This is a genomic window from Xanthomonas campestris pv. badrii (assembly GCF_012848175.1).
GTDB classification, from domain to species: Bacteria; Pseudomonadota; Gammaproteobacteria; order Xanthomonadales; family Xanthomonadaceae; genus Xanthomonas; species Xanthomonas campestris_C.
Genome location: NZ_CP051651.1, coordinates 981,372 through 995,177, shown reverse-complemented (window position 1 = coordinate 995,177; position 13,806 = coordinate 981,372). Strand labels below are relative to the sequence as shown.

Below are 13,806 nucleotides of genomic sequence, written 5' to 3'. Positions count from 1 at the left end.
GCCCCCCGCCGATCTGCTGCCCCATGTCCAACGTTCTGCTGCTACGCACGGCGAAAGAGCGCGAAGAACTGCTGCTGGAAGATGTCCTGGACGCCACCGAACAGTGCATCGACGAAGTGGGCCTGGGCGCCACCAGCTTCGAACTGATCGCCGAACGCGCCAAGGTGAGCTGCGGCAGCCTGTTGCAGCGCTTCGAAGACAAGGACGCGTTGGTACGCGCACTGCTGGAGCGCAACTACATGCGCGCCATCCGCCAGATGTGGCTGGTGGAGCGCCCGGACGAAGTACACGTGGTGGATTTCATCGCCGGCCTGCTCGAAGACTGGCTGCTGCAGGAAACCAGCATCAAGCGCACCCGCATCGACCTGGAACTGCACCTGGCCACCCTGCGCGACCCGGTGCTGGCCGCCTTCATGCGCCGGCAGAGCGCATCGCTGATCGAACACCTCAGCGCCCTGCTCAAGCGCCTGCTCCGCGGCCACGCCGACCCGGCCAGCAGCGAACAGGAATTCCAGGCCCGCGTCTTCGCCGTCGCCGCCATGTGCGGCGGCCTGCACAGCGTGATGACCAGCGGCATGGAACTCAACCGCATGCATCTGCAGCTGATCCTGCGCGAGAGTTTGTCGGGGATCTTGAAGTCTGCGCCGGTGTAGCGCCGAACACCTAGCAGGTGACACATGGTTCACCGCGCAACCCGGACGCATCGCGCGTGAGGTCGCCTTTCAACCACCGGACGATGCAGGCGCCTCTGCAGCCGCGCGGCTTCGTGCAGCCGCAAGTAAGCGACTCACCAACGCGTTGGCATCGTTGCCAACCCCACTGGCGGCACTCCAGAGTTCAGGAGGCAACTGCGAACGGTCTGATGTTGCCAGGTGCATGAGATCCGTGGCCAGCGCAAGCCTCTCCCCTTCGCTCATTTCAGGGCCGGACGTCTCTGCATCGGGCGCGGTGACCAGGTCGATGGCCTCGTCCAAGCATGCTTCGGTTGTTCCCAACTCGGCTGCCCTGGCTGCCTTCGTCACAGGAGACTGAGAGAGTGCTTGCTGATACCAGGCCATCAGACTTTCAATCGAATATGCCGCACCCAACGCAGTCACCGAATTCAGAAGAGGGGTACAGGCAACCATTGCATAGTCCTTCCAGTACGGATCATCTGTCGCATAACCGTAAGCTGCCGCGAACGGCGCCTGTAATGCAATCAAGCTAGAAGGAACGACCCAAGCCGCTGCCATCAGCGTGCCAGCATGCGCCACCGACCTTCCAACGCCTGCGATCTGTGCGCCGATGGGCACGTGCGGCTCCCTCAGGCGCGCCGCACGCACTGGTGGCCGTGGCCTCAGGTTGTCCGTCAATTGCCTGTTCTGGTGGGGGTCTGCCTGCTGTTGGGAGGGGCCAACGCCATGTTCGGCTGGCATCTCGGGTTGATCGTGTCTTGACCCTCTGCGTGTGGCCGATGTCAGATTCGCAGGGCGCATGCTTCACCTCTTCATCGAGTTGACAGGCCGTCAATGTTGCTCTTGGATGCCCTTGCGTAAAGCCAATAACCGAACGAATGCAGCACCCGACGAAACAGCTGGTTCGCACCTCGCACAGTTGCAGGGTATCGGCGTAGCGACCACGCAGGCGTATGCGTCTGCGGCCACCTGTCACAACACAAGCGTCTGACAACGGTGCAGATGCCGGTGTGCAGCCATGCTGCAATGGCAGGATGCAGAGGCGACGTGTCCGCAGATCACTACGCGCTGCCGCTATGTCGATGGTCACGATTTCATAATTGAAGCAGCGCAACAGGCAACCGCCGCTTCGTGCCGTTACCGCGCCCTTCGCTGATCGATGTGCCAGGGAATGACGCCGCATCCATGCTGATCGTCCCGTTGGCCAGCATCTACGCGAGAACAATGGATGGACCCCATCAGGTACCCACCCACACTGCACATGCCCGTAAACACGGCCGCAGCGACCGAGCGCACGGCTCAGCACGCTGGACCGGTGGCGGCAGATCGACACCCGCCCTGCGCAGAGCCCCAAGCCCCGGTGCTGCAGGCTTTGCCGCGGAAAAGACCACAGGGCGCTGACGCCCTCAAACGCTCGCTCAGTGCCCCTCCACTGACGGCAGCGCAGCGCCGAATGCTCGCCGAACTCGGGGCCGAAGGGACTCCCTGCCTCACGTCCGACGAAGCGGCGGTGCTGCGGGAGCTCAGCTTCCACACACCGGCTGCACCGCGTGACACCGTGCTGTTCACCGACCCGAACAAGGATCCCGATGATGTGGTCGCCTACACCATCGGCAAGCATCTGCAGGTGGCGGGCTTCGTACGCCTCACCGACGTTGCGGTGACCTTGGGCGATGCCAGCGTGCGTGAGGAGCGTGCCCGGCTTGCCAAGGGCGTGTTCAACCAACTGCAACTACCGGAGGTACGCGTTTCGCGCGGGCAGGATTACCCGATGACTGCGAAACAGGCCAAGGACCATGCCAAATTCCTGCAGGAAGGCAATGTCTTGCGCGCAGACCCGGCCGAGGTCTGCGGCAACAGCCTGCAAGCGCTGCGGCAGCGCCTGACGCAGGCCCCGCAGGGGCTGGACATGGTGGTGATCGCAGGCATGACCGACGCCCATGCACTGGTCGATGCGCATCCGGATCTTGTGCGCGAGCGCGTCAAGCGCATCACCATCATGGGAGGTGTTGAGCCGGACAAGGATGATGACGGCCACGTACGGCCAGATGCCCGGGCCTACAACAATGCGACAGATCTGGATGCAGCCCGTGGCCTGTATCGCAAGGCACAGCAACTGCACATTCCCTTGCGCATCGTTACCAAGGAATCTGCCTACAAGACGGCGGTATCTCCCGCGTTCTATGAAGCCTTGGCACAGAGCCGGCATTCGGTAGGCAGCTATCTCAAGGACGTGCAGAAGAACGCCTTGAATGGCTTATGGGAAGGGATTCAGGCAGGGCTGCTTCCGGGACTGGATCAGACCTGGTTCTTCCGCACGTTCACCGCAGAAGAACTACCGCCGGCGCACGGCCCGCAAGACGGCGCAAGACAGGCCATTGCGTTCGACCAGGTGTGGCCGAAGGTCACCAAACTCAACTTGTACGACCCACTGACACTTCTCGCCTCGGTTCCCGGCGCCGCGGGCATGCTGTTTACGCCGAGACAGATCCAGACCAATGGACTCAGCGTTGTGGAGCAGGTAAGCGAGAACGAGGTCAAGCATCCGGAGAAAGCCAAACTGCTGATATCCGCCCTGGCGAAAGCGGCGCTTGCCAAGACAGAATGACGATCGATCATTCTGCAGACGCGGCAACCAGGTTCTGCAGAGCTGGTCAGCAGCAACGGTTCCAGCGCATCCACCCGCTCCACGGTGATGCCGAAGGCAAGCGCATCACGCAGCTTGTCGTCCCCGGCCCGCCTTTGTATTCGGGGCGATGCCATCGCCGGTTCATGCGGCCTCCCCGGCGACGGCATGCGCGTTCTCAGAGGCGTCGGGCTCCAGGCGCGCGGGCCACTGCACCTGCGCCAGTGCCTGCGTTACCTGCTCGGCCAGCAGCTACAGGCAGCACGCCAGCTCGTCCATGCGGACGGCCGGCTGCCGCAACTGCTCTTCGGCCTGCGTGCGCGGCTGCGCCAGGCGCGCCAGAAACCGCATATGGTCGCGCAGCTGCTGCAAGCGGTACTGCGCGCCCTCTGGCAGGTAGTAGCCCGGGGATGACTGCACATCGCGTACAACGTCCGACATGGCCTGCTCCTCATTCCATGGAATCATCCCGCCCGCCGCAAGGCGGGGGATGGGAAGTCGGGAGGCTCGAAACCGCTAACAGCCGGCGGGCGTATTCCCCTTGCGGGTGTTGTATTAGCCGCCCTCCCGACGCAGGCATCACGTCGGTTGCACCTACAAAAGTTGCAGGCACAAAAAACCCACCGGTTTGTCGGAGGTGGGTACCGCTGTTAGCGGAGTTTCGAGGCTCCGTGGTTGAATCCTGCTACTGCTATCGTCTGGCGTCAATAGCGCAACTCAGGCGCACCAGCAAGCAGAGAGTGCTTCGGCCTGCTGTAGAACCGTGCGAACCGCTGCATCCTGCAAATCAGGTGGATAGCCGTATTTGCGCAGGATGCGCTTGACCAGCACACGCATGCGCGCACGCGCCGAATCGCGGCGCGCCCAATCCACCGAAGCGCTGCCCTTGAGGCTCACCAGCAGCTCGTGTGCAATGACCTTGAGTGCATCGTCGCCCATCACCTGCACCGCAGATTCGTTCTCTGCTAAGGCAAAGTAAAAAGCAACTTCCTCCTCGCTTAATCCCTGCTCTTCGCCACTTGCGCGTGCGGCGCGGATGTCCCTGGCGATCTGGATCAACTCCTGTAAGACCTCGGCAGTGGTGATCGCATTGGCGTGGTAGCGTGCGATGGCGTCTTCAAGTCGTTCCGTAAATGCCTTGGTCTGCACGATGTTCCGTTGACTACGCGCGCGGATGCCATCATTGATGAGCTTGCGCAGCGCTTCCAATGCCAGGTTCTTCTTGTCCATCCGCTGCACTTCGGCAAGGAATTCGTCGGACAGGATGGAAATGTCCGGCGACTGGATGCCGGCAGCCTTGAGGATATCCACGATCTCGGTGGAGACCACCGCACGACTCACGATCTGGCGGATGGCGAAGTCGCGCTCCTGCGAGCTGATGCCTGAACCTGTCGCGCTTTTGACCAAGGCTTCGCGGATGGCCTGGAAGAAGCCCACCTCCTCGCGCACCGCGAGCGCCTCATCCGAGGCGGAGGCCAGCGCATAGGCCGTGGACAAGGCCAGCACTGCGTCCTGATAGCGGCGTTGCGCCGCCTTCTTGCCATCGTCGCTGCTTGCCGCGGCCATCCATTGCTGCTGCTGATCGAGGATCCACTCGATCGCACCAGCCATCATTGCCAAGCGCTGCTGCGGTTTGCCATCCAGTGCCGTGAGGTAGTCAAAGCCGTGGTACATATCCCGCACGACTTCGTACTTCTCCCGCAGCATGGCGATCGCCTGCGCTTCGTCGATGCCGGTGTTCTGCTTGTCCTGGGGCGAATACTGCGCCAGGGCGGATTTCAGGTTCTGCGCGATACCAATGTAGTCGACGATCAAGCCGGCCGGCTTGTCCCGAAACACGCGGTTGACCCGCGCGATGGCCTGCATCAGCCCATGCCCCTTCATCGGCTTGTCCACATACATGGTGTGCATGGAAGGCGCGTCGAAACCGGTCAACCACATGTCGCGCACGATCACCAGCTTCAGCGGGTCGGCAGGATCCTTGGCGCGGCGGGCCAATGCATCACGCCGGGCCTTGTTGCCGATATGCTGCTGCCATTGCGGCGGGTCGCTGGCCGCGCCGGTCATCACGATCTTGACCGCGCCCAGCGTGTCGTCGTCGCTGTGCCAGTGGGGGCGCAGCTTGATGATTTCGTTATAAAGGTCAACGCAGATCTCGCGGCTCATGCACACCGCCATCGCCTTGCCATCCAGCGCGGCCACGCGCTCTTCGAAATGCGTCACCAGGTCCTGCGCCACCAGGGCCAGCCGTTTCTGGCTGCCGACCAGCCGCTCCACCGCCGCTGCCCGCCCTTTCAGCTTTTCCTTTTCATCCGTGTCCTCCCCCTCGAACAGCGCCTCGACCTCGGCATCCAGATGGGGCTTTTCGTCTTCATCCAGTTCAATGCGCGCCAGCCGCGATTCGTAATAGATCGGCACGGTTGCGCCATCTTCCACCGCGCGGCTGATGTCGTAGACATCGATGTAATGGCCGAACAGCGCGGGGGTATTGACGTCGGTCGCTTCGATGGGCGTGCCGGTGAAGCCGATGAACGAGGCATTGGGCAGCGCATCGCGCATGTATTTGGCAAAGCCATACGATACCACGCCGGTCTTCGCGTCCAGTTTGGCTTTCAGGCCGTACTGGCTGCGGTGCGCTTCATCGGCAATGACCACCACGTTGCGGCGCGCGGTCAATGGCGCATCCACTTCGCCGAACTTCTGCAAGGTGGTAAAGATCACACCGCCGCTTGCGCGATCGAGCAGGCGCGCCAGATCCTCGCGACTATCGGCCTGCACCGGTGTCTGCCGGAGCAGCGCCTTGCACATCGAAAACGTGCCGAACAACTGGTCGTCCAGGTCGTTGCGGTCGGTCAGCACCACCAGCGTCGGGTTGCGCATCGCCGGGTGTTGCACCAGCCGCCCGGCATAGAAGGCCATCAGCAGGCTCTTGCCGCTGCCCTGTGTATGCCAGATCACCCCCGCCCTGCGGTCGCCTGCCGGCTGCGTGTTGACGCTGGCCAAACCGTAATTGGCTGGATCTTCGGCAATGGCCGTGCGTGAGGCGCGAATCGTCGATTCCACCGCGTGGTTGACCGCGTGGAACTGGTGGTAACCGGCAATGATCTTGACCAGCCCGCCACCGGTTTCGCCAAAAGCGGTGAACCAGCGCAGCAGCTCCAGAAACCGCTGCGGCGCGAACACGCCTTCGATCAGCGTGGGCAGCTCCGGCTGTCCCTTGGGCAGCACCTGCCTGCCGTCGGTGGTGCGCCACGGCATGAAGCGCTCCAGATCAGCGGACAGCGAGCCGACCCTTGCTGCGATACCATCAGAGGTGACCAGCACGGCATTGGTATGGAACAACGCGGGGATCTGCTGTTTGTAGGTCTGCAACTGGTTGAACGCACCCACCAGGTGTGCACCTGCACTGCCGGGTGCTTTCAATTCGATCACCGCCAGCGGCAGACCGTTGACGAACAGCACCACGTCCGGCCGGCGTCTGGTCTGGCCGCTGATGACCACGAACTGTTGAACAGCCAGCCAGTCGTTGTTCTCCGGGCGGTCAAAGTCGAGTAGCCAAACCTTGCCCGCTGTCAGCACACCATCGTCTGCGTAGTACTCGACATCCACGCCTTCGGTCAGCAGCGTGTGGATGCGGCGGTTTTCTTCCAGCAAGTTCGGCAAGTCGTTTTGGGTGAGCTTGCGGATGGCGTCTTCCCTCGCCTCCGGCGGCAGCTGCGGGTTGAGCCGGGTGACGGCATCGGCCAATCGCTGGTGCAGCACCACGACATCATGACTTTCGCGTTCCGGCGCGCTGCCGTCCGGGCCCGTTGTGTTGTCCGAGACGACGGAGTAGCCCAACCTGCGTAATTGTTCAAGCAGGGCTTGCTCGACTGCGGCTTCGGATAGAAAAGCCATTAGCTCTGCTCCTCATCGGAAAGTGGTTGTCGTACTGGAACGACTTTCCTTATGTGCTCCTCGATCGAGGTCGCATCCACTATTCGAATTCGTGCGTCAGCATTTTGCGCCAATGTTCCCATGTGCCTTTTGATGTCACCCAACGCATCGGCAATCTTGGCAATGGATGGCTTTTCGACAACCCCAGGCAGCCCGGCATATGCCGAGATACCCAAAAGATATTTTTCAGCGTTTAGCTTCTTTTCCCCTGCAGCACGCCAGCTAACGTTGACGTAAAAAGGCTTGAGCCTTCTGCTGACGTTCGCATCTTTGGGACTGAACAGGTTGAACCCGATAGCAAAAGTAAAGCTGAACTTTTCACCTTGCCCAACCATGGTCAATGCCGGGCGCTCTTCGGCGTGCTTGAACAAAATGTGATAGTTCTCGAAATCGCCCGCCTCACGCTCGAACGAATAGCAGACATCCAGGGCTGGACCTGTGCCTACGTTTGAGAACGCAAGTTGCAGGGCTCCGTTGCCATCAGGGTGCGGCTCGAAACGGGCAATCACATGGGGCGAGCGGCCAGCCTTGCGCAGCGCACGGTTCTCGCGCAGCAGTGCATAAGTGAATCCTGTATAGATCAGAGTGGAAAACCCACCAACAGCGGTTCCAATCACTGCCCAGTCCCAGGCCATCAGTGCTCTCCTCGTTGTACATCCTGCTCCGCTACAAGAGCAGTAGCAACACGTGCGGCGTTCAACGCTTCGATATAAGCACCACGGTCAAGCTGATAGAGAACCCGACTGACTGGAACATTGAGTGGAAAGGAGTCATTGCCCGGTAAAAGAACCTGAAACTCAGGATTGCCGTCATCGTCCATTACCAACCCCAACCCGACGTAAGCGTCAATTAACTGGTTAAATTCCTCAAACCGCTCCCAAGGCTCGCGTGAATTGACCGGATCTCGCTGGGTCTCCAGGTAGGCTTGGTGCAGAAACATCACCAATGCATCCGCTGACAGGACCGCCGAGCGGCGGTGGTGGATGGACAGTTTGGCAAGAAATCCATCACGCCCATGACTGACCGGCCCAGATTCGTTCCGTAGATCGCCCAGTGCTGTTGTCAGTTTGTGGTGCTGCGAGACCAGCTTAAGAAATTTACTGTTTTGATTTTCGCCAAGCTTAAGCACGCGTACAGCGGCACCCACCCACACACCAAAATCAGGGGCAGGGACTTTAGGCTTGACAGGTTGAATAGGCGAATCCAATTCATCCACGATGATGCGGCAGAACACTTCAACGATTGATTTTGCGCAATCTATACACGCATCGTTGTCCTGATCCAAGGTGCGTTCCAGCGCCTCGAAGGTCTGCTGCAACATTGGCGCTTCGCGCCAATACGAGCACGCTTCACGGATGCCTGGGCACCAATCCAGACTCACCTTGCTTTTTCCATGAAGCACTTCACATCCCTTACCCCAAACTCGCCCGAAATCAGCTTGGGGAGCAGGATGTCGCGCAGTTGCGCAAGGGTTCGAGATTGCAAAGCGTTGTTGATGATCTGCTCGAACAGCGGCGCGATTGTACGGTCAAATTCACCCATCGCATCGGCCGGCGGCACAGCGACTTTAGCGTCAGCAAGGTGCTTGCGCTGAATATGACCCATCGTGGTGGCCTTGCCTGCGGCGATGGTTCGGAAGTCAGGCAAGTGTTCGCGTGTGGCAAAGTAATAGAACCACTTGGGAACTTCTGTCGAAGTCACTTTAAACAGATGCTGGTTCAATGCTCCGCGCCCCCCCGTCCACACTTCGACTTCCAGCGTGCCTGACCATGAAAATAATACATCACCGTCTTCGACGATATGCTCCGACTTGATCCGAGTACTTGCTTTATCTGCATTTTGCGTATTACCGGCGCGCAATTGCGCGATTTTTATGACGGGCAAGAAATCGACCTCACTCTCTGGCGGAAATTTTTGCAGCGCCAAACCATTAAGGTAGTGAGCAACGGAGTCGAGTGAAGCAGCCCGCCATCCTTTCGGAATCAAGCCCAGTTCCGATTCCTGCATGTCTTCTGGCGGCACGCCGTCGAAGTCCACGAACCAAGACTTGAACAGGGCGCGGGCCATCGCTTCCAGCGTCTGATTCATACGCCGATTGAGCTCGATTTTATCGTCGAGTGCACCTAAGATGCCGGTGATCGCGTGACGCTCTCTCTTCCCCGGTAGTGGGATCTTCAGTTGGCGGAGATCTTTAAGATTAATGGTAGTTTGCACTGTAGTATTTGCCGCAACACCGAGTTGATGCTGTGCGTACGGAGAGCGTAAAACCATCGAAATCCAGCGCGAAAGCTCCGGCACTTTCGGGCGAATTAAGGCTACGGCACGGGCGATGTTCCAACCTGCTAATGATTCAGGAGCAATGACGATCTGCCCTACGGAGCCCACAATCGTGATAAGGACGTCGCCGGCTTGGATACGTGTGCGCTCGTACTTCCCTTCGATCTCTGGCGCAACACGCATCACATCTTCGAGACTAAGCGAGTGGCCTTTGAAATTGTTCACGCGCACCATCGGCACACCGTCAGACGCAACCTGCCCCGGCTGTACTATTCCGTAAGTTGCAGGTGTGGCCGTTAATTCAGACAGTGGAACTTCATGCCAGGCGCTCGCGGCAGATGAGCTTTTGTGCTGCGATTCCTGCACCACCACCTTATCCCGCTCAATGATCTTGCGAAACGACTCACCAGTAGTCGCCCAATCAACTACATCGACCTTCCACGGCAAATCCGACTCGGAAAAATCGTCGGCCAGCGCCGCGCTCACCGCCAGCGACAAGGGCTGGTCGGTGATGATCGTTAGGTCCAGATCGGAATACTGCTTGGCCAGCCATTTGGCCCGCGAACCGAAAGCCCATACTTCATATTGCGGCACGTGCTTACGCAGAATGTCGCGCACGATCTGCCAATGATCGGGCCGGATGTCAATATTGGGCGTGTCAGACATTGCGTGCTTCCAGCTGTTGCAACAAGTCGCGCGCATCGACGATGAAGTCGAGTGTGCCCTGGTACACCTTCTTCGCCTTTTCGTGGTCGTAGGTGTGCGCGGTGATGTTGCGCATCTGCCGATACTTGAACCAGGCCTCCACGTCGGCGATCAAGCCCTTTTCGGCGGCCACGCGCAGCACTTCGCGAAAGTTGGTTTCGTCCACCTCCTCCGGGCTGGCGGATTCGGCCTCGATCTGGCGCTTGAGCATCTTGATGCCGATTTCATAGACGAACTCGAAATTCTGGATGACGCCTGCCATCAGCGTATTTTTCACCTGTTTCGATTGCTGGTCGAACCAGGTGCTGTCGCTGACCACGCCCAGGCTGTCTTCCAGCGAAGACACCGCATTGCGCAATGCTGTGAAGTCGAGTTTCTCGTTCATCATGTCTCTCCTGTCAGAACCCCAGGCTCTTCAGATTCATCTCGATCGCTGCGTCAAGCTTCGCCGCTTCCTGCTGTTGCTGCCGCCATAGAGTTGCCAGGCGCTGCATCTTCTTGGCAAACGGTTCGTCATCATCCTCTTGCGCCGCTGCACCAACATAGCGGCCCGGCGTGAGTACATGGCCGTGTTTGCGCACCTCATCGAGCGAGGCAGCCTTGCAGAACCCGGCGATATCAGCGTAGTCGCCTGCGTCCTGCTCGCCACGCCATGCGTGGTAGGTCGCCGCGATTCTGGCCACCTCGGCATCGCTCAATTCGCGCCGGGTGCGGTCAACCAGTGTGCCCATGTTGCGAGCGTCGATGAACAGGATTTCGCCACGGCGGTCGCGCAACTTGCTCTGCAGCACCAGTCCGTTGCTGCGGTCCTTGGCCAGAATCCACAGGCAGGCCGGAATCTGCGTGGAATAGAACAATTGTCCTGGCAGGGCGACCATGCAATCGACCACGCCAGCTTCGATCATCGCCTTGCGGATCTCGCCTTCACCGCTTTGCTGACTGCTCATCGAGCCATTCGCCAGGACAACGCCGGCAAAGCCGTGCGGGCTGAGGTGATGGACGATGTGCTGCAACCAGGCGTAGTTGGCATTGCCCACCGGTGGCGGGCCGAACGCCCAGCGCACGTCGTCGCGCAGGCGCTCGCCACCCCAGTCGGAAATGTTGAACGGCGGGTTGGCCAGGATGAAGTCGGCCTTCAGGTCGCGTAGTTCGTCCTTGTGAAAGCTGCCCTCGTTGTTCCAGCGAATGTCGCTGTCGATGCCGCGCACGGCAAGGTTCATCTTGCACAGCCGCCAGGTCGTGTAATTGCTTTCCTGCCCATAGATGGCGATGTCGCCAATGCGCCCGCCGTGCTCGTTGACGAACTTCTCGCTCTGCACGAACATGCCGCCGCTACCGCAGCAGGGATCGTAGATGCGGCCCTTGTAGGGCTCGATCATCTCCACCAGGGTGTGTACCACGCTGCGCGGTGTGTAGAACTCGCCGCCGCGCTTGCCTTCGGCGCCTGCGAACTGACCGAGAAAATATTCGTACACGCGCCCCAGCACGTCTTTGGACTTGGCGCCCTTGTCGCTGAGCGTAATGCCGGAAATCAGGTCGATCAGTTCGCCCAGCATCACCTTGTTGAGCGCGGGGCGTGCGTAGTCCTTGGGCAGCACGCCCTTCAGCGATTCGTTGTCTTTCTCGATGGCGCGCAGGGCGTCGTCGATCAACGTGCCGATGCTCGATTGCTTGGCGTTTGCCTGCAGGTGCGACCAACGTGCCTGCTTGGGAACCCAGAAAATATTCTCGGCGAGGTACTCGTCCTTGTCCTCTGCCGCCTGTGGATCTTCGCCCAGCAAGGCTGCGTGCCGGGCTTCGAAGGCATCCGAGATGTATTTGAGGAAAATCAGACCGAGCATAATGTGCTTGTAGTCGCTGGGCTCCATGTTGCCGCGCAGCTTGTCGGCGGTTTTCCAGAGCTTGTCGGCGTAGTCGAGTTCGGACACAGGTTCATTCTTGAGCGTTGCAGCCGCGGGTTTGGCCCGTGCCGGCTTTGGTTCGGGTACGACGTTGGGAACAGCTGGCGCTTGTGTCGCCGCCGTCAAGGCAACCGATCCGCCTCGCCCCCGACCAGCGCGGATGCGGCCGTCGTCGATCAGTTGCTGCTTGATGCGTTGATAGGTACTGTCCTGCCAGCCCAGTTCCTCACGCAGGCGTTGATTGCCCGCGCTGCCGCCAAGCGAAGCCAACGCGGCGATGAAGCGCTCGATCTTTTGTTCGGTAGATGTCACTTGTTCTTCCTCTGGCTTCAGGCGGGCCAGTAAAGCCGCTTCAGCGGCACAATGCGTTTTGTTTCGGCGTCGGTAGCCGCATAGTGCTCGATCAGCGCGCGCACCACATGGTCCAGCGTCCACAGCGCCAGTGGAATGGACGCGCGATCTGCTTCGTACTGCGCATCCTTGCTGAAGCCGCCGGTGCTGACATACAAACCGCGATCATCCTTGTGGCGCCCACCAAGAAAGCTGCGAATTTCCTGACTGCCCATCTGCCCCTTACGATGCTTGACCTCCACGACAATGCGTGGATGCTCGAAACCGAACCCGTCCGGCGATGCAACGATGTCTTTCCCACGGTCTGAACCGGGAGGCGAGACCTGAGTCTTGTAGCCCATCGCTCGCAGAATGCCGGCCACAAGTTGCTGCATGTCATTCCAACCAAGCTCGCTGACCAGATCTTTGATGCGCTCAAGCGCCTGGGATTCGATACCTGCAAGAGGGTCGGCAACAGCTTCGTCCAGCGCTTCCTCGATCTCCTGCACTGGCTTGCCCTTGAGCACTGCCAATATCTCGTCAGCGGCACTGGGCGGCACCTCAAACAATGTCAATGTGGAGCCAAGGCTATTCTTGGTGGAGATGCCCAGGTGATCGCGGGGAAGCTCCTGCAGCCATTGCACCTTGCGCGCAAGCGCTATCCCTGATTCGGCCGACTCGGGAAGGTACTCCGCCTGCCCCGCCACAGTGCCAACTGCGTAAAGGCGATTCGCTGGCGAGTAAGTAATGACCCAATCGTCTTGCTGAATTTCATTTACGAAACGCCATACCTGCGAGGCGCCGGAAATGACGGTACCGGGTCGGGCCAATGGCTCAGCAGCCTGATAAATCGCGGTTAATTGCTTGCGATCAACACCTGGCTTGGCCTCAGCCGCGAGCTGAGTCCAACCCACTGCAACCACGCCTTGCTCGCGAAATGCTTCGTACAAGCTGCCACCCTCACCACGCACCATCCACATCCGTGCCATCACGACCTTCTTCTTAAATTCAAAGTTTTCTATACATTCTTCGTCGCAAGACCTTAGCACCAGTCGTCTTCACGCTGATGCCTCACTGCGAGCGCGAGCACCGTCTGCTTGTCTTGGACTTCGAACAAGAGCGCATAGCCACTTGGGCCGAAGCCAATCACCAGCTCACGCTGGAAAGGGTCGCCTTGGCGAACTTTACGACAGCTCAGCGGTGCCACTTCAAGTGCAGCGATGCTCTCACGAATGGCCTGTAATGCACGCTCAGCGATGGCGAAATCGCCATCGACACGCTGCAGCAGCCAGTCGTAAAGCCGCGCAAGATCGTCGCGCGCTTCTTCGGTGAAGCGGATCGTGAAGCGCACTCTGGT

At 59.8% G+C, this 13,806-nt stretch carries 11 protein-coding genes and 1 pseudogene; 2 read left to right on the top strand and 10 right to left on the bottom strand.

All coding sequences use genetic code 11. The annotated features are described in order from the left end of the window. Positions 1-23 precede the first annotated feature (23 nt). Positions 24-653, top strand: a complete 630-nt coding sequence (locus HG421_RS04300) for a TetR/AcrR family transcriptional regulator (RefSeq protein ID WP_169705358.1) — start codon at positions 24-26, stop codon at positions 651-653. Positions 654-722: 69 nt separating this feature from the next. Here HG421_RS04300 and xopAV read toward each other — a convergent pair whose 3' ends face one another. Continuing rightward, entirely contained in the window at positions 723-1,475 is a 753-nt protein-coding gene (xopAV, locus tag HG421_RS04295) for a type III secretion system effector XopAV (RefSeq protein ID WP_169705357.1), read from the bottom strand. Positions 1,476-1,902: 427 nt separating this feature from the next. Here xopAV and xopQ point away from each other — a divergent pair, with 427 nt between their 5' ends. Beyond that, positions 1,903-3,282, top strand: coding sequence for a type III secretion system effector XopQ (gene xopQ, locus HG421_RS04290; RefSeq protein WP_169705356.1), 1,380 nt, complete (start codon positions 1,903-1,905; stop codon positions 3,280-3,282). Positions 3,283-3,555: 273 nt separating this feature from the next. Here xopQ and HG421_RS21180 read toward each other — a convergent pair. From HG421_RS21180 to HG421_RS04245, 9 genes and pseudogenes are all read right to left on the bottom strand, one after another. Further along, a pseudogene (locus HG421_RS21180) lies at positions 3,556-3,741 on the bottom strand (XAC0095 family protein); the annotation flags it as partial. A gap of 276 nt (positions 3,742-4,017) precedes the next feature. Beyond that, positions 4,018-7,197, bottom strand: a complete 3,180-nt coding sequence (locus tag HG421_RS04280) for a type I restriction endonuclease subunit R (protein ID WP_169705355.1) — start codon at positions 7,195-7,197, stop codon at positions 4,018-4,020. Further along, on the bottom strand, positions 7,197-7,871 hold the full coding sequence (locus HG421_RS04275; RefSeq protein ID WP_169705354.1) for a hypothetical protein: 675 nt from the start codon (positions 7,869-7,871) through the stop codon (positions 7,197-7,199). Before HG421_RS04275 ends, HG421_RS04280 begins: the two co-directional genes overlap by 1 nt. Next, positions 7,871-8,557 carry an abortive infection family protein gene (locus tag HG421_RS04270; RefSeq protein ID WP_248279465.1) on the bottom strand — a complete coding sequence of 229 codons (687 nt, stop codon included), beginning with the start codon at positions 8,555-8,557 and terminating at the stop codon, positions 7,871-7,873. The genes HG421_RS04275 and HG421_RS04270 overlap by 1 nt, the downstream gene beginning before the upstream one ends. Positions 8,558-8,613: 56 nt before the next feature. Beyond that, positions 8,614-10,179 (bottom strand): restriction endonuclease subunit S, encoded by a 1,566-nt coding sequence (locus HG421_RS21175; protein WP_169705352.1) that lies wholly within the window; start codon positions 10,177-10,179, stop codon positions 8,614-8,616. Continuing rightward, positions 10,172-10,603: a nucleotidyltransferase substrate binding protein gene (locus tag HG421_RS04260; RefSeq protein ID WP_228329915.1), complete on the bottom strand. Its 432-nt coding sequence runs from the start codon at positions 10,601-10,603 to the stop codon at positions 10,172-10,174. Before HG421_RS04260 ends, HG421_RS21175 begins: the two co-directional genes overlap by 8 nt. 13 nt (positions 10,604-10,616) lie before the next feature. Beyond that, on the bottom strand, positions 10,617-12,146 hold the full coding sequence (locus HG421_RS04255) for a type I restriction-modification system subunit M (protein ID WP_169708086.1): 1,530 nt from the start codon (positions 12,144-12,146) through the stop codon (positions 10,617-10,619). Positions 12,147-12,448: 302 nt separating this feature from the next. Beyond that, positions 12,449-13,498, bottom strand: a complete 1,050-nt coding sequence (locus HG421_RS04250; protein WP_248279464.1) for a restriction endonuclease — start codon at positions 13,496-13,498, stop codon at positions 12,449-12,451. Next, positions 13,492-13,800, bottom strand: a complete 309-nt coding sequence (locus HG421_RS04245; protein WP_007963395.1) for a type II toxin-antitoxin system RelE/ParE family toxin — start codon at positions 13,798-13,800, stop codon at positions 13,492-13,494. Before HG421_RS04245 ends, HG421_RS04250 begins: the two co-directional genes overlap by 7 nt. Between the last annotated feature and the right edge of the window lie 6 nt (positions 13,801-13,806).